Source organism: Hymenobacter actinosclerus, from assembly GCF_900111515.1.
Lineage (GTDB): Bacteria > Bacteroidota > Bacteroidia > Cytophagales > Hymenobacteraceae > Hymenobacter > Hymenobacter actinosclerus.
Window position 1 is genome coordinate 78,333 of record NZ_FOHS01000001.1, and the last position, 21,040, is coordinate 99,372.

General features: G+C 62.6%; 24 protein-coding genes. 15 read left to right on the plus strand and 9 right to left on the minus strand.

The window, feature by feature from the left end:
• The first annotated feature begins 14 nt into the window (after positions 1-14).
• The 6 genes from BMY67_RS00355 to BMY67_RS00380 all read left to right on the plus strand — a co-directional run bounded on the left by BMY67_RS00355 (position 15) and on the right by BMY67_RS00380 (position 5,616).
• Positions 15-470: an SRPBCC family protein gene (locus tag BMY67_RS00355; protein WP_092767220.1), complete on the plus strand. Its 456-nt coding sequence runs from the start codon at positions 15-17 to the stop codon at positions 468-470.
• A 95-nt stretch (positions 471-565) separates the two neighbouring features.
• A complete protein-coding gene (locus tag BMY67_RS00360) occupies positions 566-1,108 on the plus strand; it encodes a hypothetical protein (protein WP_143069643.1) in 543 nt (180 codons plus the stop codon).
• Positions 1,109-1,257: 149 nt separating this feature from the next.
• On the plus strand, positions 1,258-2,445 hold the full coding sequence (locus BMY67_RS00365) for a class I SAM-dependent rRNA methyltransferase (protein ID WP_092767223.1): 1,188 nt from the start codon (positions 1,258-1,260) through the stop codon (positions 2,443-2,445).
• Positions 2,446-2,686: 241 nt separating this feature from the next.
• Positions 2,687-4,156, plus strand: coding sequence for a 1-hydroxycarotenoid 3,4-desaturase CrtD (crtD, locus tag BMY67_RS00370; RefSeq protein ID WP_092767225.1), 1,470 nt, complete (start codon positions 2,687-2,689; stop codon positions 4,154-4,156).
• Between the two features lie 101 nt (positions 4,157-4,257).
• Positions 4,258-4,950 (plus strand): carotenoid biosynthesis protein, encoded by a 693-nt coding sequence (locus tag BMY67_RS00375; RefSeq protein WP_092767227.1) that lies wholly within the window; start codon positions 4,258-4,260, stop codon positions 4,948-4,950.
• Between the two features lie 54 nt (positions 4,951-5,004).
• Positions 5,005-5,616 carry a TetR/AcrR family transcriptional regulator gene (locus tag BMY67_RS00380; protein WP_143069644.1) on the plus strand — a complete coding sequence of 204 codons (612 nt, stop codon included), beginning with the start codon at positions 5,005-5,007 and terminating at the stop codon, positions 5,614-5,616.
• 94 nt (positions 5,617-5,710) lie between these two features.
• Here the strand turns inward: BMY67_RS00380 and rpiB are convergent, their stop codons facing one another.
• From rpiB to BMY67_RS00395, 3 genes are all read right to left on the minus strand, one after another.
• Complete coding sequence (gene rpiB / locus BMY67_RS00385; RefSeq protein WP_092767231.1) at positions 5,711-6,139, minus strand: ribose 5-phosphate isomerase B; 429 nt, start codon at positions 6,137-6,139, stop codon at positions 5,711-5,713.
• A 105-nt stretch (positions 6,140-6,244) separates the two neighbouring features.
• A complete protein-coding gene (tatC, locus tag BMY67_RS00390; protein WP_317040314.1) occupies positions 6,245-7,105 on the minus strand; it encodes a twin-arginine translocase subunit TatC in 861 nt (286 codons plus the stop codon).
• A gap of 183 nt (positions 7,106-7,288) precedes the next feature.
• Positions 7,289-8,581 carry a serine hydroxymethyltransferase gene (locus tag BMY67_RS00395; RefSeq protein WP_092767236.1) on the minus strand — a complete coding sequence of 431 codons (1,293 nt, stop codon included), beginning with the start codon at positions 8,579-8,581 and terminating at the stop codon, positions 7,289-7,291.
• 162 nt (positions 8,582-8,743) lie between these two features.
• Here BMY67_RS00395 and BMY67_RS00400 point away from each other — a divergent pair, with 162 nt between their 5' ends.
• Both BMY67_RS00400 and BMY67_RS18710 read left to right on the plus strand, forming a co-directional pair.
• On the plus strand, positions 8,744-9,247 hold the full coding sequence (locus BMY67_RS00400) for a hypothetical protein (protein ID WP_143069645.1): 504 nt from the start codon (positions 8,744-8,746) through the stop codon (positions 9,245-9,247).
• 82 nt (positions 9,248-9,329) lie between these two features.
• Complete coding sequence (locus BMY67_RS18710; protein ID WP_143069646.1) at positions 9,330-10,130, plus strand: hypothetical protein; 801 nt, start codon at positions 9,330-9,332, stop codon at positions 10,128-10,130.
• A gap of 40 nt (positions 10,131-10,170) precedes the next feature.
• Here BMY67_RS18710 and BMY67_RS00410 read toward each other — a convergent pair whose 3' ends face one another.
• The 3 genes from BMY67_RS00410 to BMY67_RS00420 all read right to left on the minus strand — a co-directional run bounded on the left by BMY67_RS00410 (position 10,171) and on the right by BMY67_RS00420 (position 11,798).
• Entirely contained in the window at positions 10,171-10,869 is a 699-nt protein-coding gene (locus tag BMY67_RS00410; RefSeq protein ID WP_092767240.1) for a metallophosphoesterase family protein, read from the minus strand.
• A gap of 118 nt (positions 10,870-10,987) precedes the next feature.
• Complete coding sequence (locus tag BMY67_RS00415; protein ID WP_092767242.1) at positions 10,988-11,215, minus strand: hypothetical protein; 228 nt, start codon at positions 11,213-11,215, stop codon at positions 10,988-10,990.
• 82 nt (positions 11,216-11,297) lie between these two features.
• Positions 11,298-11,798: a hypothetical protein gene (locus BMY67_RS00420; RefSeq protein ID WP_092767244.1), complete on the minus strand. Its 501-nt coding sequence runs from the start codon at positions 11,796-11,798 to the stop codon at positions 11,298-11,300.
• 139 nt (positions 11,799-11,937) lie between these two features.
• Here BMY67_RS00420 and BMY67_RS00425 point away from each other — a divergent pair, with 139 nt between their 5' ends.
• Positions 11,938-12,516: an NADAR family protein gene (locus tag BMY67_RS00425; RefSeq protein WP_092767246.1), complete on the plus strand. Its 579-nt coding sequence runs from the start codon at positions 11,938-11,940 to the stop codon at positions 12,514-12,516.
• A 163-nt stretch (positions 12,517-12,679) separates the two neighbouring features.
• Here the strand turns inward: BMY67_RS00425 and BMY67_RS00430 are convergent, their stop codons facing one another.
• Positions 12,680-14,152 (minus strand): hypothetical protein, encoded by a 1,473-nt coding sequence (locus BMY67_RS00430; protein WP_092767248.1) that lies wholly within the window; start codon positions 14,150-14,152, stop codon positions 12,680-12,682.
• 189 nt (positions 14,153-14,341) lie between these two features.
• Here BMY67_RS00430 and BMY67_RS00435 point away from each other — a divergent pair, with 189 nt between their 5' ends.
• The 6 genes from BMY67_RS00435 to BMY67_RS00460 all read left to right on the plus strand — a co-directional run bounded on the left by BMY67_RS00435 (position 14,342) and on the right by BMY67_RS00460 (position 18,936).
• Positions 14,342-14,596 carry a 4a-hydroxytetrahydrobiopterin dehydratase gene (locus BMY67_RS00435; RefSeq protein WP_092769508.1) on the plus strand — a complete coding sequence of 85 codons (255 nt, stop codon included), beginning with the start codon at positions 14,342-14,344 and terminating at the stop codon, positions 14,594-14,596.
• A 179-nt stretch (positions 14,597-14,775) separates the two neighbouring features.
• Positions 14,776-15,540: a 16S rRNA (cytidine(1402)-2'-O)-methyltransferase gene (rsmI, locus tag BMY67_RS00440; protein ID WP_092767250.1), complete on the plus strand. Its 765-nt coding sequence runs from the start codon at positions 14,776-14,778 to the stop codon at positions 15,538-15,540.
• Entirely contained in the window at positions 15,530-17,221 is a 1,692-nt protein-coding gene (lnt, locus tag BMY67_RS00445) for an apolipoprotein N-acyltransferase (protein ID WP_092767252.1), read from the plus strand. The genes rsmI and lnt overlap by 11 nt, the downstream gene beginning before the upstream one ends.
• Before the next feature lie 153 nt (positions 17,222-17,374).
• On the plus strand, positions 17,375-18,193 hold the full coding sequence (locus BMY67_RS00450; RefSeq protein WP_092767254.1) for an inositol monophosphatase family protein: 819 nt from the start codon (positions 17,375-17,377) through the stop codon (positions 18,191-18,193).
• Positions 18,194-18,255: 62 nt separating this feature from the next.
• Positions 18,256-18,459 (plus strand): FeoB-associated Cys-rich membrane protein, encoded by a 204-nt coding sequence (locus BMY67_RS18715; protein WP_143069647.1) that lies wholly within the window; start codon positions 18,256-18,258, stop codon positions 18,457-18,459.
• A gap of 132 nt (positions 18,460-18,591) precedes the next feature.
• Positions 18,592-18,936 (plus strand): hypothetical protein, encoded by a 345-nt coding sequence (locus BMY67_RS00460; RefSeq protein WP_092767256.1) that lies wholly within the window; start codon positions 18,592-18,594, stop codon positions 18,934-18,936.
• Between the two features lie 68 nt (positions 18,937-19,004).
• Here the strand turns inward: BMY67_RS00460 and BMY67_RS00465 are convergent, their stop codons facing one another.
• Together BMY67_RS00465 and BMY67_RS00470 are read right to left on the minus strand one after the other, a co-directional pair.
• Positions 19,005-19,895 (minus strand): mechanosensitive ion channel family protein, encoded by an 891-nt coding sequence (locus BMY67_RS00465; protein ID WP_092767258.1) that lies wholly within the window; start codon positions 19,893-19,895, stop codon positions 19,005-19,007.
• 112 nt (positions 19,896-20,007) lie between these two features.
• The gene (locus tag BMY67_RS00470; protein ID WP_092767260.1) at positions 20,008-21,030 is read right to left on the minus strand and encodes an SPASM domain-containing protein; all 1,023 of its coding nucleotides are present in this window, start codon (positions 21,028-21,030) and stop codon (positions 20,008-20,010) included.
• Positions 21,031-21,040 lie beyond the last annotated feature (10 nt).

A 21,040-nucleotide genomic window follows, 5' to 3' on the forward strand; every position in this document is an offset into this window, starting at 1 on the left:
GGGGTTAGCCTGCCATGAATCTGTACCTGCGCACCCACGTCGAAGCCGCGCCCGCCGAGGTGTGGCGGGGCTTTACCCGCGAGCTGTTTCTGGCCCTGGCCCCGCCGTTTCCGCCCTTCCGGCTGCTGCGCTTCGATGGCTGCCAGCGCGGCGACGAGGTGCACCTGGAGCTGGGCGCCGGTCCGTTGCGTCAGCGCTGGACTTCGCTCATCACTGATAACGGCATCACGGCCAATGGCACCTACTACTTTGTGGATGAGGGCGAGCAACTGCCCGCGCCGTTGCGCTACTGGCAGCACCGCCACCTGATGCAGCCCGCGCCCAGCGGCGGTACTTACATCGTGGAAGACCTGGAATACCGCACCGGCTCGGAGCTGCTCGACCGGCTGCTGTGGCCGGCCGTGTGGGCCCAGTTTGCCTGGCGGCGGCCCATTTACCGGCGCTGGTTCGGGTCGGCCGCGGGCCAATAACGGGGGCGCCGGGGGCCGTTGGGCAGCGCGGGCGGGCGGGTTGCCGTATAGGGCCCGGCGGCCCGCGTATCTTGCCGCTTCTCAGCCCAATGCCCATGCCTGTTTTTACTGCCTTCACCCGCCGTTTCCTTTTTTCCTGCTCCGCCGCAACGGGCCTGCTGCTGGGGGCCGCCGGTTGCCGTAGCGCTCAGTCGGCCTACCAGTTCCGGCCCGCGCCCACGGTAGCCGCTGCGTCGCAACGGCCCGCTCCGGCCCAGGCGCTACCGGCTGCCGCGCCCGCGTCGGCGGCCGTGAAGGCTTTGCCGGCCGCTGTGGCCCGGCCGGTGGCTTCCCATGCCGCGCGCCGGCCCGTCCGAAGAACTGCGGGGGCTGTTCCGGCGCGGCTGGCCCGGTCGTTTTCGGCGGCGGCCCAACCCACCTACGCGGCCGTTGTGCGGCCCGGCCGGCGCGGCGCCACCGATGGGGCACAGGCCGTGGCCGAAGTGGGCCTGGGTACCACGGTGCTGGGCGTGCTGGGGCTGATAGTGGGTCCGATTTCGCTCGTTGGCCTGCTGATTTGGGGCGGCCCGGTGTGGGCCGTTCTGCTGGGCCTGTCGGCGCTGGCGGTGCTGGTGGCCTACATCGACCCGTTTCGGTAGGAGTGGAGGCGTGGGCGGGCGTACCTTTACGCTTTCGTTTCGACAGAAAAGCTCGCTGGCCAACCGCCGCGCGGTTCTCTTGAAGAAAGACCAATTCAATCTTACACGAAAGCTAACAGCTAGCCGCTGATAGCTAACAGCTCAGAAATATGGCCACCATTACGCTCAAACCCGGAAAAGACCAGTCGCTACGCCGCCGCCACCCCTGGGTGTTTTCGGGCGCCATTGGCCGGATGGAGGGCGAAGTGACCGAAGGGGCGCCCGTAACGGTGCGCGCCGCGGGCGGCGAGGTGCTGGGCGTGGGCCACTACGCCCCCGGCTCGATTGCCGTGCGCCTGCTCGATTTCGGCCCCGATGCCCGCCTGCCCGACGCCGGGTTCTGGGAAAACCGCCTGCGCAACGCCTACCAGCTGCGCCAGGGCCTGGGCCTGACCGGCACCGGCAGCACCGACGTCTACCGTCTCACCCACGCCGAGGGCGACGGCGTGCCCGGCCTCATCATCGACGTGTACGGCGACACGGCTGTAGTGCAGACGCACAGCGCGGGCATGTACCAAGCACGCCCCCTGATTGCCGCCGCTTTGCAGGCCGTTATTCCGGGTCTGCGGGCCATTTATGATAAGAGCGCCGAAACCGTGCCCGCCAAGGCCGCACCGGGCGCCCAGAACGGCTACCTGCTGGGCGAAAGCAACGGCCAGGAGCACGTGGTGCAGGAAAACGGCCACCCGTTCGCCGTTGACTGGGAGACGGGCCAGAAAACCGGTTTCTTCATCGACCAGCGCGACAACCGCAGCCTGCTGGCCCGCTACGCGCCCGGCCGCCGGGTGCTCAACACGTTCTGCTACACCGGCGGCTTCAGCTCCTACGCCCTGCAGGCCGGCGCCGAGCTGGTGCATTCCGTCGATTCGAGCAAGCGGGCCATCGAGCTGACTGAGCGCAACGCCGCCCTCACGGGTCTGGCCCACAAGCACGAGGCCTTTGCCGAGGATGTGTTCAGCTTTATGAAGCAGCACCGCGACGAACAGTACGACCTCATCGTGCTCGACCCTCCTGCCTTCGCCAAGCACCTCTCGGCCCGCCACAATGCCCTGATGGGCTACAAGCGCCTCAACGCGGCCGGCATCAGCCAGATTGCGCCGGGCGGATTGCTGTTCACCTTCAGCTGCTCGCAGGTCGTGTCGCCCGAGCTGTTCGAGGGCGCGGTGCTGGCCGCCGCCATCGAGGCCGGCCGCCCCGCCCGCATCCTGCACCGCCTCACCCAGCCCGCCGACCACCCCGTGAGCCTGTTCCACCCCGAAGGCGCCTACCTGAAAGGGCTGGTGCTGGCCGTGGAATAGTTTTTAGCTGTGAACTGTGAGCTGTGAACTGTAAGCTGTGAACTGTAAGCTTTGGGGGTGACACTGCACGGCTGCCTCGGTGCTGCTTTCCGGTGATTTTCGCAGGAAAGCAGCCGGGCCTAAACCGAACGAGCCGTAACGTGTTTGCAGGTGAGTTGCTTTCGGGCAGCGTACTCCAGTTGCTCGCTCTCTTGGAGTTTGCAAAATTCGCCAGCACAAAAAAGCTAACAGCTCAAACCAAATGACTCCATCCACTGCCATCATCGGGGCGGGCATCGGCGGCATTGCCACGGCCGTGCGGCTGGCCGTGGCGGGCCACCGCGTGGTGGTGTTTGAGGCCCAGGAAAGCTTCGGTGGCAAAATGCACCAGCTGGAACTGCCCGGCGGCTACCGCTTCGACGGCGGCCCCTCGCTTTTCACGCTGCCCCACCTCGTCGACGAGCTGTTCCGGCTGGCCGGCCGCCGGCCCGAAGACTACTTCCGCTACCAGCGCCTCGACCCGATTACCGAGTACTTTTTCGCCGACGGCACCCGCCTTACGGCCTGGGCCGACGAGGAGAAGTTTGCCCGCGAAGTGGAAGCCAAACTGGGCACCCCGGCCGCCGACGTGCGCGCTTTCCTGGCCCGCAGCGGCCGGGCCTACGACGCCACGGCGGGCACGTTTCTGCAAAAAAGCCTCCACAAGGCCGGGACCTACCTCAGCTCCGAAGTGCTGAAAGCCCTGGCCGCGCTGCCCCAGCTCGGCCTTACCAGCACCATGCACCAGCGCCACGAAGCTGCCTTTGCCGACCCGCGGCTGGTGCAACTCTTCGACCGGTTTGCCACCTACAACGGCTCCGACCCCTACCAGGCCCCGGCCACGCTGAGCATGATTCCGCACCTGGAGCACGGTATTGGGGCGTTTTACCCTGAGGGCGGCATCTATGCCATTGCCCAAAGCCTGGTGCGGCTGGCCCAGGAGTTGGGCGTGGAGTTCCGCTACCACGAGCCGGTGCGCGAAATCCTGGTTGAAAACGGCCGCGTAACCGGCCTGCGCACCGACCAGGGCCCTTACCAGTTCGGGCAGGTGGTGAGCAACATGGATGTGGTGCCTACCTACCGCCATTTGCTGCCCGCGCAGCCCGCGCCCGAGCGCACGCTCAGCCAGCCCCGCTCGTCGTCGGCCCTGATTTTTTACTGGGGCATCGCCCGCCGCTTTCCCGAGCTGGGTGTGCACAACATCTTCTTTTCCGAAGACTACCAGCGCGAGTTCGAAGCCATCTTCCAGGATAAAACCATCAGCCCCGACCCCACGGTGTACGTCAACATCACCAGCGGCCACACGCCCACCGACGCGCCCGCGGGCCACGAAAACTGGTTTGTGATGGTGAACGTGCCCCACGACCAGGGCCAGGACTGGCCGGCGCTGGTGGCCCGGACCCGCGCGGCCGTAATCAGCCGCGTGAACCGTGCGCTGGGCACCGACATCGGGCCGCTCATCCGGGCCGAGCACGTGTGGGACCCGCCGGGTATTGCCGAGCGCACGTCCTCGTTTGGCGGGGCGCTGTACGGCAGCTCCAGCAACAACGCGCTGGCCGCCTTTCTGCGCCACCCCAATTTTTCGCGGCAGTTGAAAGGGCTGTACTTTTGCGGCGGCTCGGTGCATCCCGGCGGCGGTATCCCGCTCTGCCTGCTCTCGGCCCACATCGTGTCCGATTTAATTAAAGAGTAAAAGTGAAAAATGGCCGCTGAGACTTTTCGGCCGGTTTGGGGGCGTTGAACGATTCGCCCCGGCTTTTCACGTTTGATCTTTGGTTTTTAATTCATCACCCAATGCCCGAATCTACCCAACAACATCCTGCGGCGGCTCCGGTAGCCAGTACCCGCGCCGAGCGGCAGCAACGGCGGTTGCGCTGGGCCCAGGGGGTGCTGCTGCTGTTCCACGTCACGGGTTTTGTGGGGCTGGCGTTTTCCGAGAGCCCCGAATTCTTCCTGCGCTTCATGCCCCTCACGCTGCTGCTCACGGTGGGGCTGCTGCTGGCTTTCCAGCCCCGGCGCACGCCGGCGTTCTGGAGCTTTTGCGTGCTAATAGCCGTTATGGGCTTCTTCGTGGAAGTAGTTGGCATCCGCACGGGCCTCCTGTTTGGGCACTACCAGTATGGCGCCTCGCTGGGCATTAAGTGGCTGGGCGTGCCGCTGCTTATTGGCGTTAACTGGATTATTGTAACCTATTCGGCGGGTATCCTGGCCACCTACCTGCCCCTGCCCGATTTTGGGCGGGCAATTGTAGCGGCCCTGCTCATGGTTGGGCTCGATGTTTGCATCGAGCCGGTGGCCGTGCAGTACGATTTCTGGAGCTGGCAGTACGACGTTATTCCGCTGCTGAATTTCAAGGGCTGGTTTGTGGTGAGCCTGATTTTCCAGGTATATTTCAACCGGACCGACTTTAAAAAACGCAATGCGCTGGCGCCGTTTGTGTACCTGGTGCAGCTGCTGTTTTTCTTTGGTCTGGGCATGTTGCTCTGATGCGAGCAAGCGGCACCAGCCAGTTGTTTTTCAGCTAGCGCTTACCCACCTGATATGGAGCAAACTATACGTAAACAACTTCTCGAGCGCGCTGCCGAGCTGTTTAGGCAGGTGGGCGTGCGCCTGCCCCACGAGGAGCAGCTGGCGGCCGCCCTCGACTGCACGCCCGCTGAGTTCCGGCAAACCTTCGGCTCAAAGGAAAAGCTGCTGTACGCTATAACCGAGAGCAACCTGGTGCGCCAGCGGCAGGAGCACGCCGAGCTGTTTGCCAACCTCGATACGCCCGCCGAGTGCCTGGTGGGCCTGCTGCGCTACAGCCTCAACGAGCTGCGCCAGGCCCCCAACTACGACTACCACATTATGCGGACGCAGTTCCCGCGGTCGTGGCAGCTTATCTGCGACCATCTGCGCGACTACACCGGCGCGCTGCTCGTGCGCCTGCTGCAGGGCGGCATCAGCCAGGGCCAGTTCCGCGCCAGCCTCGATGCCCGTCTGATTGCCCACATCATCCTGGCGCAGTTCAGCCTGGTGCTCAACGAGGAGCTTTTCCCGCCCGACCAGGTCGATGTGTCGGAGGTGTACCGCAACATCTTTGCGCCCTACGTGCGTGGCCTCTGCACCCCCGCCGGCCTGCACGCCGTCACCAGCCACTTCGAGCGGCTTTGATAGAAAGCTGATTTAGCGAGAAAGAACGGTCATTCTGAGCGAAGGCGCAGCCGCAGTCGAAGAATGACCGTTCTTTCTCGCTAAATCAGCTCACCTAGCAGGCAATCTTGGCTACCCGGTTTTGGTGGCGGCCGCCTTCGAAGGCGGTGTTGAGGAACTGGCTGGCAATGGCGCGGGCCGTTTCCTCGCTCACGAAGCGGGCCGGAATGCAGATAACGTTGGCGTTGTTGTGCTGGCGGGCCAGCGTGGCCAGCTCGGGCTCCCAGGCAATGGCCGCCCGGATGCCCTGGTGCTTGTTGGCCGTGATGCACACGCCGTTGGCCGAGCCGCACAGCAGCAAACCCAGCTCGAACTCGCCTTTCTCGACGGCCGTAGCCAGTGGGTGCACGTAGTCGGGGTAGTCTACCGAGTCGGCCGAGTGGGTGCCGAAGTCCTGCACCTCGTAGCCGTTGTCGCGCAGCCACTGTAGCAGCATTTGCTTGTACTCGAAGCCTGCATGGTCGGAGCCGATGGCTAGTTTCATAGGATGTTTTTTTTAAGGAGCTTCCAGCCACAAGCTGCAAGCTGCAAGCGGATGTTGAACGTCAGCTTGTAGCCTGTAGCCTGTAGCTTGCGGCTGGCAGCTCGTTTATTCCGCCACGCCCTGGTTTTCGGCCAGCTGGGTGTTGAGGGCGGCGGTGCGGTTGCGCGTAACTACGCGGGCAATGTTGATGCTCACCTCGTAGAGCAGAATAATCGGAATGGTCACTATTATCTGCGAAGTGACTTCGGGCGGCGTGATGATGGCCGCAATAATGAGCACTACCACAATGGCGTGCTTACGGTACACGCGCATGATGTCGGGCGTAATCAGGCCCGCTTTGGCCAGGAAGAACACAATCATCGGCAGTTCGAACACGAAGGCGCACGACAGGCTCATGGTCGTGAGCGTGCTCAGGTAGCTCTGCATGTCAATCTGGTTCTCGATGCTGGCATCCACCACGTAGCCGGCCAGGAACTGAATGCTCATGGGGGCGGCAATGTAGTAGCCGAACAGCAGGCCCATAATGAAGAGCACCGACACGAAAAACACGGCGCCGCGCGAGTTCTGGCGCTCGTGCGGGTACAGGCCCGGCTCGATGAAGCGCCACAGCTCCCAGAACAAGTACGGAAAGCCCAGCACGATGCCCACGATAAAGCTCGTGCTGATGTGCATGGTCAGCTGCCCGCTCATCTCGCGGTTCTGAATGACGAACCCGATTTTATCGATGCACAGGCCCGGGGCGTGCAGCAGCGCGGCCGCCTTGCACGACATCTGGTAAGTCCAGAAATCGGGCCGCGACGGGCCCAGCATCAGGTCGTGGAACAGGAAATCCTTGGCAAAGAAGGCCCCGAGGGAAAACACCACCACGGCAATGGCGGCCCGGATAACGTGCCAACGCAGCGCCTCCAGGTGGTCGATAAACGACATTTCCTGCTGGTCGCCCAGCATGGGTTGAGTTGCAGACACTGTGGGAAATGAGTGAATAGGTGAATGAGCGAATGAGTGACCCGGCGAAGGAGTGAATAACTGATTCGGTGAAGGAATGAGAACAAACGAAATTACGGGCAGTTGGGGTTTGCCAGGCTAATTCGGGCGACTCATTCCTGCCATCACCGACGCACTCATTCACTCCTTCGCCGGGTCACTCCTTCAGCTGAAGAGCGGGTATTGCTGCATCCATTCGTTGATTTCGCCGCGCACTTTGGCCAGGCGGGCGTCGTCGGCGTTGTGGGTCAGGGCCTCGTCAATAAACTCCACGATGCGCACCATGTCGGGCTCGCGCAAGCCGCGCGTCGTTACGGCGGCCGAGCCAATGCGCATGCCCGAGGTCACGAAGGGCGACTTATCGTCGAAGGGCACCATATTTTTGTTGATGGTAATGTCGGCCTTTACGAGCGTGTTTTCGGCGAGCTTGCCGGTCAGGCCCTTGCTGCGCAGGTCAATCAGCATCAGGTGGTTGTCGGTGCCGCCCGAAATCAGCTCGTAGCCGCGCTCCACGAAGGCGCCGGCCAGGGCCTGGGCATTGGCTACTACCTGGCGGGTGTAGTCGGCGTAGGTGTCGGTGAGGGCTTCGCCGAAGGCCACGGCCTTGGCCCCGATAACGTGCTCCAGCGGGCCACCCTGGGTGCCGGGGAATACGCCCGAGTCGAGCAGCGCCGACATCATGCGGGTTTCGCCCTTGGGTGTTTTCAGGCCGAAGGGGTTTTCGAAATCCTGGCCCATCATAATCAGGCCGCCGCGGGGGCCGCGCAGGGTTTTGTGGGTGGTAGTAGTTACGATGTGGCAGTGCTGGAACGGGTTGTTGAGCAGACCCTTGGCAATCAGGCCCGAGGGGTGCGAAATGTCGGCCAGCAGCAGAGCGCCCACTTCGTCGGCAGCTTCGCGCAGGGCCTGGTAGTCCCAGTCGCGCGAGTAGGCCGAGGCTCCGCAGATGATGAGCTTGGGCTTTTCGCGGCGGGCCGTTTCCTTTACCTTCTGAAAATCGATGAGGCCGGTTTCCTTCTCGACGCCATAGAAGCTGGGCTGGTAAAGCTTGCCCGAGAAGTTCACGGGCGAGCCGTGCGTAAGGTGGCCGCCGTGGCTGAGGTCGAAGCCCAGAATTTTGTCGCCGGGGTTGAGGATGGCCAGCATCACGGCCGCGTTGGCCTGAGCGCCGGAGTGCGGCTGCACGTTCACCCACGCCACCCCAAACAGCTCCTTGGCCCGGTCGATGGCCAGCTGCTCAATCTGGTCCACGATTTCGCAGCCGCCGTAGTAGCGTTTGCCGGGCAGGCCCTCGGCGTATTTGTTGGTCAGGATGGAGCCCTGGGCCCGCATTACCTGCTCCGAAACATAGTTTTCGGAGGCAATGAGTTCAATGCCGTGGGTTTGGCGGACTTTCTCCTGTTTGATGAGGTCGAAAACGGCGGTATCGGGGGCGAGGACGCGAGCTTGAGTTTCCATATCTTCAAAGGTAAGAGAAAGGTGAGATAGTGAGAGGGTGAAATAGTGAGTTTGACGTTCCAGAAACCTTATAGCGCCGTTTGCGCCGACAGGCTGTTGGAACGTCAAACTCACCATTTCACCCTCTCACTATCTCACCTTTAGCCTTATCTTGCCCTTCCTATGGATACACCCCAGCAACTTGCCGAAGTCCTGACCAGTCTTCGGATGGGCAATCAGTCGTTTCTGGTGCAGTTCTACGAGCAGAACCGGACCCTGTTTGCGCGCTGGGCGCGCCGGCAGCACCAGCTGGAGGCCCCCGCCGCCCACGAGCTGCTGCGCGTTGTGCTGGTCGAGTTCTACGACCAGGTAGCCGACGGCCGCCTGACCAAGGTGCCCGAAAACCTGCGCGCCTACGTGTATGGCCTGGCCGACGAGCAGATGCGCGCCGCCCGCACCACGGCCCGGCTGCCGGCCCACGAAAACGGGCGCCGCCAGCAGCTGCTGGCCCTGTTCCGCACCATGGGCCTCGACTGCCAGAAGATGCTGATGTATTTTTATTTTCGGGGCTACCACTTCGAGAAAATGGCCGGCAAGATGGGCTTTGCCAATGCCAACGTGGCCCGCATGCAGAAATCGAGCTGCCTGCGCAAACTCTACGAGCTGCGCCTGCGCGCCGCTGCCTAGCGCCCTGGCTCCGGGCTTCTGCGTAGCTTAGCTGCGGCGTGCCCCGCGTCCGTTTTACCCGCCCGCTGCTATTTCTGCCCTTATGCCCCTGCCCGCCCCCGACCTGCGACCCTACCTGGAAGAGCTGGAACGCTTTGCCGACGGCCAGCTGAGCGCCGCCGAGCAGGAGGCCTTCGAAACCCGGCTCGAAACCGACCCCGCCCTTTACCAGGCCTACCAGCAGTACGAGCAGCTCACGGCCGACCTGCGCTGGGTGGCGGGCCACGAAACCCTGTACCAGCGCCTGCTGGCCCTCGACCTGCGCCTCGACCAGCGCCAGCTGGCCCTGTCGCGGGTGCGGCGGCGCCAGCACCAGCAGCAGCGCCGCTGGGGCGTGGGCGTGGCGGCTGTCCTGCTGGCGCTGCTGGGCCTGTGGCTGCTGTGGCGCCCCACTGCCCCCTCGGCCGCCGACACCTGGAGCCGCTACTATCAGCCCGAAGCCGGCCTGTCTGATTCGGTGGTGGGGGAGGGGCAGCGGCCGCTGCTGGCCGAAGCCATGCGCCTCTACCGCGAAGGGCAGTATCCGCCGGCGCTGCAGGCACTGCAGCGCATTCCCAGCAATGCCATCGGCCAGGACACGCTCACGTACTACAACGGTATTTTCCTGCTGAGCCAGGACGACCCCGAGCAGATTCAGGCGGCCCAGCCGTTTCTGCGGCGGGTAGCCACGCAGGCCGGTTCGCCGCTGGCGGGCCGGGCGCGCTACCACCTGGGCATGGCCTACTGGCGCAACCAGCAGACCACGGCCGCCCGCAACACTTTGCGCGCCGTGTCCAACGACCCGCGCAACCCGTACCAGGAGGCCGCCCGCCGCGTGCTGCGCTCCGATGCGCTCAAAGAGTAAGCGTTAAGAGTGGGTTTGCAGCAGGCGTGGCGCCGTGTGCTTACCGCTTCGCAATCGGGTAGTCCGGTTCAATATTGGCTTGCAGCGTCAGCTCGTGGGTGTCGAGGTTGAAGGCGGCCAGGTGGCGCAGCTCGGGATTGTGGCGGTACACGCAGCCGGTGTCGAGGCAAACGGACCCGGGGTGCTGGGCCAGGCGGCGCTGCACCTCCGTGTAGGGCGTGGGCACGTGGCCGTGCACCAGCCGGCGGCCCTGCAGGCGTGAGGCATCCAACACAAACTCCTTGATGTTAAGCATGCTGTGCCAGTCGCGGCGCATTTCGGCCGCCGGCTGGCGGAAGTCGTAGCCGGCGTGGACCAGGGTCCAGCCGGGTATATCAAACTGGCAGGGCAGCTCGCGCAACCAGCGCCGGTGGGCCTGGGGCAGCAGCTGCGGACGGTCGATGCCGAAGCTGCGTAGCGTGAGCTGCCGTTCGGGCTCGGTAAGCCAGCTACGGTCGGCGTGGCCGTCGGCGGCATCGAGCAGCTCCTGGTCGTGGTTGCCGCGCAGGCAGACAACCTGGTATCCCTGCGCGGGCAGCGCCATCAGGTAATCGAGCACGCCGCGGCTATCGGGGCCCTTGTTCACGTAGTCGCCCAAGAAGTACAGCTCGTCGGCCGGGCGCAGCGGCAGCCGCTCCTGCAGTAGCTTACGCAACGTCAGCAGGCAGCCATGAATATCGGTGAGGGCGTAGCGGGCCATAGTTTCGGGCTGAGGGCTTGGCAGCGGAAGTATAACGCAGGGAAAAGGAGTGGCCAAAAACCGAACGAGCACCCAGTTGCGTGAGTGCTCGTTCGGTTTTTAGTTCGCGACCAGTGGCTTAGCTGTAAGCCGGCTTGTCGATGTCGGGCTTGTCGTAGTTGCGGTTGGGGTTGTTCACCAGGAAGGGCGGAATCTCGTCCAGTCCGTCCTCCGTGTACTCGTCGGCAAGGTCTTTCTGATCATCGCCGGTAGCGAGGGGCTTGCTGTTGGGGTCGGCTTTGCGCTGGCCCTGGCCGGCCGGGTCACCACTGTGCTCCGGCGACTGCTGGTTGCTTTTATCAGACATAATGAAAGGGGTTAATTGGCTGGTTGCTAGCAGTCACTGGTTTTGCACTGCCAATGGCCGCCAGCGAACAGCTGTTAAAAAATTACTGGTCGATGGCCGTGTCCTGGGCTTCGTAGTCGGTGAGGTCGGCGTTGGTGCCCTGGCTGGCGAGCTTGGCATTGGAGGGCGGATTGGCCTCCATCTGGCCCATGCCCACACGTGAATCGGGGTCTTCCATCTCGTCGGGGCCTTTGCGGGCATCATCGCCATCGAGTTCGTCAACGGGCCGGCGGGGCTGCTGCGAGAGCCGGCGCTCGGCGGGCATATCCTGGTTGGGGCGGTCGGGACGGCCCTCCTCGGTGGTACGCATGTTATCGTGCGGGGGGGCGGTCTTGTCCTCGTTCTGGTTCATCGACACGGCCGTGATGCCGTCGGAGCTGTCGGTGCCGAAACCCTGCTTACCATCGCGGTTGCCGAAGCCGCCGCGGGCATCCTCGTTCTTGGGCGGGTCGGCGCCGGGCACAATGTGGCCGGCCTCCATTTCCTGCTTCGAGGTATCGTCGTTGATGACGCGCACGGGGCGGTCGTTGGAGTCGGTAGCCATATTCAGTTTGGATTGAGGTGGACTGGGGGCGTTTGGTAAAGTGTACTGTGGATTGCGGGTTTGGGTTTAGCTTTGAGTTGGCTGTCGGTTCCCGGGCGGCGCTGCTTTTGCCTAACAAACCACTGACCAGCAACCATTTATGGCAGCCGCCCCACTACCGCCTATCCGTTCCGTCGAAACCCTGCTGTGCCGGCTCGAAGCCGGTGAGACGCCCAAGTACCTGTTTTTCTGGGGGCACACGCCGGCCGATAAAAGCCGCGTCGGCAAAGAGTGCTTCAGCCAGTGGTACCCCGTCCCCTTTACCGTCGACGGCGACACGTACCCCACGGCCGAGCACTACATGATGGCCGAAAAAGCCCGCTTGTTCGGCGACGAAACCACCCGCCAAGCCATCCTAAAGGCGGCCCATCCCAATGACGCTAAAAAACTGGGCCGCCGCATCGTGCCCTTCGAGGAGAACCGTTGGCTGGCGGCCCGCTTCGAGGTGGTAGTGCGCGGCAACGCGGCCAAATTCGGCCAGCATCCGGAGCTGCAGAAGTTTCTGCTCGGCACCGGCAACCGCGTGCTGGTAGAAGCCAGCCCCGTAGATGCCATCTGGGGCATTGGACTGGCCCACGACAGCCCCCAGGCTGCCCACCCCGAAACGTGGTGCGGCCTCAACCTGCTGGGCTTTGCGCTGATGCAGGTGCGGGAAAAGCTGAGCATGCCGGCCGGCTAAAACCAGCCAGCTCGATCAAGTTCAACTGCTATAGCCTTTCGTTCCGCCCGGCAGTGGATGGTAAGGCCGTGATAGAACGCCGGGGGGAGCGGGAAAACGAAAAGCGGGATGCAACTCTGAGCGTCGCATCCCGCTTCAAACGGGGAGTAGGAAAGAGGCTGACCTAACGATAAAAGAGTCGCTGCTCCTTGGTTATATTCCAGTACTGCAGCATCCGGGCCGCTTCGCCCGATACGTTGGGGTCGGTGATGAGGCCCCAGTTCATAATGGAGCAGTCGGCTTCCAGGTGTACTACCGGCTCTTCGGAGCGAGCAATCGTGCGCAGGGCTTCTACCTCGCAGTTATTGGCGCGCAGGTCCGCCACATCCGCGAAAGAATACAGCGCGGTGAGAGCCAGCAGGACCGGAATGTACAAGCGGTTGAAACGGGGCGGCCCATGGTGGAGCAAATACAGCGTACTTACCCCAAAAATGTACATCAGGGCCAGCGTAATCGGGATAATGGTGTCGCGCCGGACAATGTTGGGGCGGTAGGCACGATAACCACCGAGGGGCAGCAGGGCCAGGTAAATGGCCCCCAGCACGAACAGCCACAGGGCAACGCGCAGCATCGTACGAGTCGAGCTATTCGGGGTGCTGGCTTTCAGGAGCAGCAGGTTCACCAGCACGGCCGCCAACAGTACCGGGAATCCCAGCTGGCTGTTAAACTCGATGGGGATACCTGCCCAAAGCTTCTCGTATATTTCCCAAACTGTGAATTCCCGCACGTTCTCGATATTGAACGTGCCGATATAGAGCGAGTAAGTGCAGGCGAATAGCAGAAATACCAATTGGCCGATCATGCCACGGTAAGGGCCGTGCCAGAGGCGCTGAAAAAAACCGCCGGGGATACCTGCGGAGTTCTTGTAGGCCAGATAGCTTATCCTGAGCAGTAGGGGCGCCCCAAACACGGCGGTTGCGGCCGGGCCAATGGCCCCGTTGAGCGCCACTACCAGCGCCAGCAGGGGCAGGGCTACGTGCCAGGCTGTGCTTATCGGCTTGGCCGGATTACGAAACAAGGCCCCGTAGAAAGGCAGAAAATAGATCAGCAGCAGCAGCAGCGGAAGTGCGTAGAAAAGGCAGTAGGTAATAGAGTAGTCGATAATTCCCATTTGCGACATGTAGCCCGCGGTCTGAAAAAAGGGCGTAACCAGGAGGGCCGCCAGCAGGAAATTCCGGCTGTTGAGCTGGTAGCTGCAACTGATGTAATAGGCGAGCAGCGCAATGAAACCGGCCTGAATGAGGGTTTTGGCAATGGCACAAGCCATGTACGTGCTGTAGATAGGGTCCACGAAATGCTGCAGAAACAGCGGCATGTGGCGCATGTACAGGTACAGGGTTTTGAGGGCAAAGTAGCGGTTTGGAGCAGCGTACTCCTGCCCATCCAGCAGGGCCGATAAGCCGAACGGGTCGTTGAGGGCCTGGATGATGTTGGGGCGGGGCAGCGCAATGGATATCATGTCGCCATCGTGTATGGCGTTCAGGTGCTCCACATACGAATAGCTCAAATCGGCTAGCAGCGGAATAAGCAGCAGCCAATGCGCGTGCCGCCAGAATTGCTGCCAGCCGGTGCGGGTTGGGGATAAGGTATTTGCCATTCGTATAAAGGAAGCGGCCGGACCGCTGAAAAGGGCGGCCGGAAAGGACCGGCCACCGCGCATGTCGCAAAGCTACTAAGCAACCCTATACAAATAAGGCTTTGCGGAAGAAACGGCGCGGTTGCTGAAGTTGAAGCGGTTTACCCCGCCACGCGCTACCTTGCAGCACTACCAATGCTGCCCTTTGCCATGTGGATCGAACAGGATAACGCCCTCTGCAATATGTTTCGTTTTAAAGACTTCAAGGTAGCTTTCAGCTTCATGAGCGACGTGGCCGAGGAGGCCGAGTTCCAGGACCACCATCCCTGGTGGAGCAACGAGTACAACACCGTCAGCTTCCGCCTGCGCACCCACGACGCGGGCAACACCATCACCGCCAAAGACCGGAAACTAGCTGCCGCCATCGATAAGCTGGCCGCCGAGTACGGCGGCGAGGAAGCTTGATTCAGTTGTCAGTTGCCAGTTGTCAGTTGCCAGTATGGAGTTGCTGAACAGATTCTCAACTGACAACTGACAACTGACAACTGGCAACTGGCAACTGGCAACTGGCAACTGGCAACTGACAACTGACAACTCCATACTGGCAACCGGCAACTGGCAACTGATAAACTACCTTTGTGGCTATGTCGGAACCTACGCCTACGCTGCTTTACCTGGTGCCCACGCCTATTGGCAACCTGGAGGATATCACCCTGCGCGCCATCCGGATACTGGGCGAGGTGGATCTGGTGCTGGCCGAAGACACCCGCACCAGCGGCCGCCTGCTGCAACACCTGGCGCTGAAGAAGCCCCTGCTCAGCTACCACCTGCACAACGAGCACCAGCAGGTGCCGCGGCTGCTGGAGCGGCTGGCCAAGGGCGAAACCATGGCCCTGGTGTCCGACGCCGGTACGCCGGGCATCTCCGACCCCGGTTTTCTGCTGGTGCGCGAATGCCTGGCCCGCGGCGTTAAAGTCGAGTGTTTGCCGGGGGCTACGGCCTTGGTACCGGCGCTGCTCAAGTCGGGCTTCGGGGCCGAGCGGTTTACGTTCGAGGGGTTCCTGCCAGTCAAAAAAGGCCGGCAGACGCGTTTGCAGGAACTGGTGCCCGAAACCCGCACCATGATTTTCTACGAGTCGCCGCACCGGATTGTGAAGACGCTGGAGCAGCTGGCCGACGTGCTGGGTCCCGAGCGGCCCGCCTCGGTAAGCCGCGAGCTGACCAAGCTGTTCGAGGAAACCGTAACGGCCCCGCTGGCCGAGCTGGCCCGGAACTTCGCCGCCCGCCCCTCCATTAAGGGCGAAATTGTGCTGGTGGTGCAGGGCCGCCCCTACGAGCGCCCCGCCAAAGCCGACCGTTACAAAAAGTACGACGATAACGACGACCAGACCGAAGACGATGTCGAATAACGCAACCCTGCCCCAGCCCGTTACGGCCCCCCCGGCGGCCAAAGGCTGGGCTTACTGGCTGCCGAGCTTGCTGGCGCTGCTGAGCGCCACGCTGCTGTGGGCCGGCTGGCCGGTGAACCCCGCCCCGCTGGCGTTGCTGCTGCTGGTGGCCTGGGTGCCCTACCTGCTGCTGGAGCAACACCTGACCCGCCAGGGAGCCAGCGGCTGGAAGGTGTGGCGCTACGGCTACCTCACCCTGATGCTCTGGAACCTGTTCACCACCTACTGGGTAAGCTTCAGCACGCTGGGCGGCGGTATTGCGGCCGTCGTTTGCAATGCCCTGATGATGAGCGCGGCGCTGGCGGCCTTTTATCACACCAAAAAACGGTTTGGCCCGACGCTGGGCTACCTCTCGCTACCCATTTACTGGATTGCCTTCGAGCAGCTGCACCTGCACTGGTTTCTCACCTGGCCCTGGCTTACACTCGGCAACGGCTTTGCCACCGCCAACCAGTGGGTGCAGTGGTACGAGTATACCGGTTTCCTGGGCGGCTCACTCTGGATCTGGGCGGTGAATCTGCTCGTGTTCTGGGCGTGGTTCGGGGGAGAGAAAGCCGCGCCGCCGTGGTCATTTGGGCCGGCGCGCTGGCGGTGGGTGGCTCCGGTGCTGGCAGTAGTCATTCCCGTGAGTATTTCGCTGGGCATTGGTCGCAACTACCAGGAGAAAGGACCGGAGGCCGAAGTAGTGGTGGTGCAGCCCAACCTCGACCCGTTTCTGGAGAAGTTTGAGGGCGCGCCCAACTTTGTGCCCTACGATCAGCAGCTGGCGCGGATGATGACGCTGACCGAGCAGCAGCTGACGCCCCAAACGCGCCTCGTGCTCTGGCCCGAAACCAGCCTCGATGAAACCTACTTCGAAAGCAACATCGAAACCTACCCGCGCATCAGGCAGCTCCGGCAGTGGCTGGGTACCCACCCCGACATCGACCTGGTAACCGGCCTGACCACGGTAGGCCAGTACGGCCCTGATAAAGCGCAGGCCAGCCCTACTGCTCGTTTCCGGGACGATATGGGGTACTACGACCTGTTCAATGCGGCCCTGCACCTGGGGCGCCCTACCGATCCGGCCGCGTTCTACCACAAAAGCCGCCTCGTGCCGGGCGTGGAAGGCGTGCCGCCCTGGCTGTCGATGTTCGTGATTGACCTGGGCGGCTCGGCCGGTGGCCTCGGCTCACAGCCCGAGCGCGCCGTGTTCGAGGCGGCCGCCGCGCCGGCTTTGCGAGTGGCCCCGGTTATTTGCTACGAGTCGGTGTACGGCGACTTTGTGGCCGATTACGTGACCAAGGGGGCCACGCTCATCGGCATCATCACCAACGACGGCTGGTGGAGCGACTCGCCGGGGCATAAGCAGCACCTGCAGTACGCCACGCTCCGGGCCATCGAAACCCGCCGCGACGTGGCCCGCTCGGCCAATACCGGCATTTCGGGCTTCATCAACCAGAAGGGCGAAATCACGCAGCAGTCGGGCTGGTGGGTGCCGGCCGCGTTGCGCGGCACCGTGCATCTCAACACCGAGCTCACCTTCTACGTCCGCTACGGCGAGCTGATTGGCATCAGCTGCCAGGTGCTGGCCGTGCTACTGCTGATCGGCACCGTCGCGGCGGCCGTGCTGGGGCGTAAGCGGGCGGTTGAGGCTGCGTAAGGAATGAAAAGAACGTCATGCAGAGCGGAGCGAAGCATCTCGCGTGCTGACATTGAAATACTCCTGCAACATCAGCACGCGAGATGCTTCGCTCCGCTCAGCATGACGTTCTTTCCTAAGCATTACCAATCAAGCCCTACGCACCACATCATCATGGATTACAACGAAATCAGCTTTCAGCTTGCGGCCGTGGCGCGGCGCGCCGGGGGCTTTATCCGCCAGGAATCGGCCACGTTCAACCGCAGCCACATCGAGAATAAGGGCACCCACGACCTGGTTTCGTACGTGGACAAGGAAACCGAGAAGCTGCTGGTGGCCGGCCTGCGCGAGGTGCTGCCCGAGGCCGGCTTCATCACCGAAGAAGGCACCGAGGGCGCCGATCGGGCCGAGGAGTACAACTGGATTATCGACCCGCTCGATGGCACCACCAACTTCGTGCACGGCCTGCCGGTGTACTGCGTGAGCGTGGGCCTGATTCGGGGGGGCGAGCTGGTGGCCGGCGTGGTGTACGAGGTGGTGCGCGACGAGTGCTTCCGGGCCGCCAAGGGTGCCGGGGCCTTCTGCAACGAGCAACCCATCCACGTGTCCGAGGTGCCCGACCTCGACTCGTCGCTCATCGCCACTGGCTTCCCCTACACCGATTTCGGCCTCATGGACGACTACCTGAAGGTGCTGGGCGCCTTCATGCGCGGCTCGCACGGGGTGCGCCGGGTGGGCTCAGCCGCCGCCGATCTGGCCTACGTGGCCGCCGGCCGCTTCGAGGGGTTCTTCGAGTTCAACCTCAACTCCTACGACGTGGCGGCCGGTATTCTGCTGGTGCGCGAGGCCGGCGGCCGCGTCACCGAGTTTCTGCAGGACGGCGACCCGCTGTTCGGCCGCGAGGTGGTGGCCAGCAACGGCCTGGTCCACGGCGAGATGCAGGCGCTGATAGGGCAGGTGTGGCGGGAACAGGGAGCCGGTATTAGCGGTTAGCTAGAACGAAACCGGTTGCCATCCGGTATTGCCCTTCACTAAGTTCCTAACTCCTAAAAATCATGTGGTTACAATATCTCATTATTGCGCTGCTCTTTGCCGCGGCGGCATTCTACGTGGGGCGCATCTTCTGGCAGGCGTTTGATAAGCGCCAGAGCGGCTGCGCCAAGGGCTGCGGCAGCGCCTGCTCGGCCTTCGATGTAGACCGGCTACAGCGCACGATTGACCTGGCCGAGCAACGGCAGAAAGCCGGCAACCAAGGTTAAAACCGCTTTTCTGGACTCGGGTATAACCTGCCCCCGTACCGGCTACGTATAGCCCGGCACGGGGGCAGCATTGTTAGCGACCCGCGTTATTCCTTTCCCGCACTCCCCTCCCTAACACCTAATCCCCTAGTCATGCAAGACAACGAAAAAGAGCGCAGCCTCGTGAATGTGGAAAGCAAGCTGGTCGCCGACGGCTTCACGGCCGATTTCCGGGTAACCGACGGCAAGCTCTACCCGCTCAGCGACGATAACAAGGCCCGCGGCTACATGCCCGAGGAGGTAACCATCGTCGATTTCTACCGCTTCGAGGGCGAAAGCAACCCCGACGATATGTCGATTCTCTATGCCATCGAAACCGCCGACGGCGTGAAGGGCACCATCGCCACCGCCTACGGCACCTACGGCGACACGAGCGTCGATGAGTTTCTCAAAACGGTAGAAGACCTGGGCAAGGACCTCGATAAGAAGCACAAGTAACCGGCCTTCGGGTCGTTTGCGCAACCTGCACCGTGCGTCCCGAATTCGTTCGGGGCGCATGGTGTCGTTTAGTCCGGCCGCGGGCTGCCCGGCGCCGGTGGCCCGGGGCTAATGTTGAGCGTCTGGATAGGGTAGGGAATCGGGATGTTGGCCTGGTCGAGGGCCCGCTTAACGCGCAGGATGGCCTCGCTTTTGGCACTCACGTAGTCTACATCGCGGCGGTATGGAATCCAGAAGCGCAGGGTGAAGTTGATGGCGCTGGGGCCGAACTCGGTGAACATCACCTCCAGCGGCAGGTGTACCAGCCGGTTCGGAAAATCCTGCATGCAAGCCTCTACCAGGCTGCGCACCTGCTCCAGCCGGGCATCGTAGGCCACGCGGCACTCAATATCGACGCGTCGCTGGGTGGTAACGGTGAAGTTGATAACCGGCGCCTCGAACACCTTGCGGTTGGGCACCCGCACCAGTTCGCCCGTTACCTGCCGCAGGTTGAGGGTGCGCAGGTTGATGCTCTCGATGGTGCCGAAATACGTGTCGGTCTGGATAAGGTCGCCGACCATAAACGGCCGCTGCACCGCAATGATGATGCCGCTGATGAAGTTGGCCGCAATGTCCTGAAAGGCAAAGCCCAGGGCCAGCCCCACAATGCCCACGCCGGCCAACAGCGAGGTCACGGTTTTGTCGAGGCTCAGTACCTCCAGCATGAAGAAAATGCCAATCAGCAGCACGCCCGCGTGCACCATGGTGGCAATGAGGTTGTTGAGCGTGACGCTGGGCGAGATGCGCGGCAGGATGCGCACAACCAGCCGGCGCACCATTTTGGCCACGAAGTAGGTGGCTACCAGAATCAGCAGCGCAATGAGCAGGTTGGGCAGCAGCAGAATCAGGCCCTGCACCCAGCGCGTGAGCTTTTCGGAGAGTAGGGTGAAAGCGCGTTGAAACTCAGTCGAGCCAATCATAGATAGAGCAGAAACCGGGAAAAAATAGCTGTGGGCTGATGTTCAACGTCAGCAACGACGAGACGCGAAGGGTCGCGTCTCTACGACGCTTCAATTTAACCCGATCAGCTGCTTAGCCCCACACCTTGGTACCTTCCGAGCAGTTGCGGCACATCTCAATCTGGTAGCGGCCCTTGAGCAGCGAGGCGCGGAACTGCCGGTACTTGGGCCCGTGCCAGAGTTGGCGGAACGTCTGCGTTTGCAGGTCGCCGAGGCGGTATTCGGCGTCTTTGTCGAAGCAGCAGGGCACCACCAGGCCGTCCCAGGTTATCACGCAGGAGTGCCACATCTTCCAGCAGTGGTTGAGCAGCTTGTTTTTCAGGCTCCAGGTACCGTCGCCCTGGTTTTCGTAGCGCGAGTAGTAGTCGATGGTCGGGATGAGGGGCGAGCCGTTGTGGTGGTCGTAAATCTGGGCCGTTTTAAACCACACGTCGTCCACGCCCAGCTCGCGGGCCAGCGTGCGGGCCTCGTCCAGCTGGTGCTCGTTGGGGCGCACCACCAGAAACTGGAACACGATGCGCGGCGTGCTCGATTTTAGCTGCTTGCGCCACTTCACCACGTTGCGGGTGCCCTCCAGCACCTTGTCAATTTTGCCACCCACGCGGTACTGCTGATAGACCTCCTGGGTGGTGCCGTCGAGCGAGATGATGAGCCGGTCGAGGCCACTTTCCACGGTGCGGCGGGCGTTGGTATCGTTGAGGTAGTGGGCGTTGGTGCTGGTGGCGGTATAAATGCCCTTACCGGCCGCGTACTTCACCAGATCGAGGAAGTTGGGGTGCAGGTAGGGCTCACCTTGGAAGTAGAAAATTAAATACCAGAGCCGGGAGGCCACCTCGTCGATGGTCTTGCGGAACAGCTCGTCGGGCAGCATGCCGGTGGGCCGCGTGAAAGAGCGCAGGCCGCTGGGGCACTCGGGGCAGCGCAGGTTGCAGCTGGTGGTGGGCTCGAAGCTGAGCGCCACCGGCAGCCCCCAGTGCCGGGCCTTGCCGGTGGCCTTGCTCAGCAGGTAGCCGCCCACCACCTGGGCCCCGTTCCAGAGGCGGCGCGGGGTGGCTTTGGACAGGAAGTTAAGCGAATCGGTGAGCAGGGAAGGCATAGGCAAAGGT

Coding starts and splice junctions, on each gene's coding strand:
- BMY67_RS00355 (WP_092767220.1), top strand. CDS start 15: ATGAATCTGTACCTGCGCACCCACGTCGAAGCCGCGCCCGCCGAGGTG.
- BMY67_RS00360 (WP_143069643.1), top strand. CDS start 566: ATGCCTGTTTTTACTGCCTTCACCCGCCGTTTCCTTTTTTCCTGCTCC.
- BMY67_RS00365 (WP_092767223.1), top strand. CDS start 1,258: ATGGCCACCATTACGCTCAAACCCGGAAAAGACCAGTCGCTACGCCGC.
- crtD (WP_092767225.1), top strand. CDS start 2,687: ATGACTCCATCCACTGCCATCATCGGGGCGGGCATCGGCGGCATTGCC.
- BMY67_RS00375 (WP_092767227.1), top strand. CDS start 4,258: ATGCCCGAATCTACCCAACAACATCCTGCGGCGGCTCCGGTAGCCAGT.
- BMY67_RS00380 (WP_143069644.1), top strand. CDS start 5,005: ATGGAGCAAACTATACGTAAACAACTTCTCGAGCGCGCTGCCGAGCTG.
- rpiB (WP_092767231.1), bottom strand. CDS start 6,139: ATGAAACTAGCCATCGGCTCCGACCATGCAGGCTTCGAGTACAAGCAA.
- BMY67_RS00395 (WP_092767236.1), bottom strand. CDS start 8,581: ATGGAAACTCAAGCTCGCGTCCTCGCCCCCGATACCGCCGTTTTCGAC.
- BMY67_RS00400 (WP_143069645.1), top strand. CDS start 8,744: ATGGATACACCCCAGCAACTTGCCGAAGTCCTGACCAGTCTTCGGATG.
- BMY67_RS18710 (WP_143069646.1), top strand. CDS start 9,330: ATGCCCCTGCCCGCCCCCGACCTGCGACCCTACCTGGAAGAGCTGGAA.
- BMY67_RS00410 (WP_092767240.1), bottom strand. CDS start 10,869: ATGGCCCGCTACGCCCTCACCGATATTCATGGCTGCCTGCTGACGTTG.
- BMY67_RS00415 (WP_092767242.1), bottom strand. CDS start 11,215: ATGTCTGATAAAAGCAACCAGCAGTCGCCGGAGCACAGTGGTGACCCG.
- BMY67_RS00420 (WP_092767244.1), bottom strand. CDS start 11,798: ATGGCTACCGACTCCAACGACCGCCCCGTGCGCGTCATCAACGACGAT.
- BMY67_RS00425 (WP_092767246.1), top strand. CDS start 11,938: ATGGCAGCCGCCCCACTACCGCCTATCCGTTCCGTCGAAACCCTGCTG.
- BMY67_RS00430 (WP_092767248.1), bottom strand. CDS start 14,152: ATGGCAAATACCTTATCCCCAACCCGCACCGGCTGGCAGCAATTCTGG.
- BMY67_RS00435 (WP_092769508.1), top strand. CDS start 14,342: ATGTGGATCGAACAGGATAACGCCCTCTGCAATATGTTTCGTTTTAAA.
- rsmI (WP_092767250.1), top strand. CDS start 14,776: ATGTCGGAACCTACGCCTACGCTGCTTTACCTGGTGCCCACGCCTATT.
- lnt (WP_092767252.1), top strand. CDS start 15,530: ATGTCGAATAACGCAACCCTGCCCCAGCCCGTTACGGCCCCCCCGGCG.
- BMY67_RS00450 (WP_092767254.1), top strand. CDS start 17,375: ATGGATTACAACGAAATCAGCTTTCAGCTTGCGGCCGTGGCGCGGCGC.
- BMY67_RS18715 (WP_143069647.1), top strand. CDS start 18,256: ATGTGGTTACAATATCTCATTATTGCGCTGCTCTTTGCCGCGGCGGCA.
- BMY67_RS00460 (WP_092767256.1), top strand. CDS start 18,592: ATGCAAGACAACGAAAAAGAGCGCAGCCTCGTGAATGTGGAAAGCAAG.
- BMY67_RS00465 (WP_092767258.1), bottom strand. CDS start 19,895: ATGATTGGCTCGACTGAGTTTCAACGCGCTTTCACCCTACTCTCCGAA.
- BMY67_RS00470 (WP_092767260.1), bottom strand. CDS start 21,030: ATGCCTTCCCTGCTCACCGATTCGCTTAACTTCCTGTCCAAAGCCACC.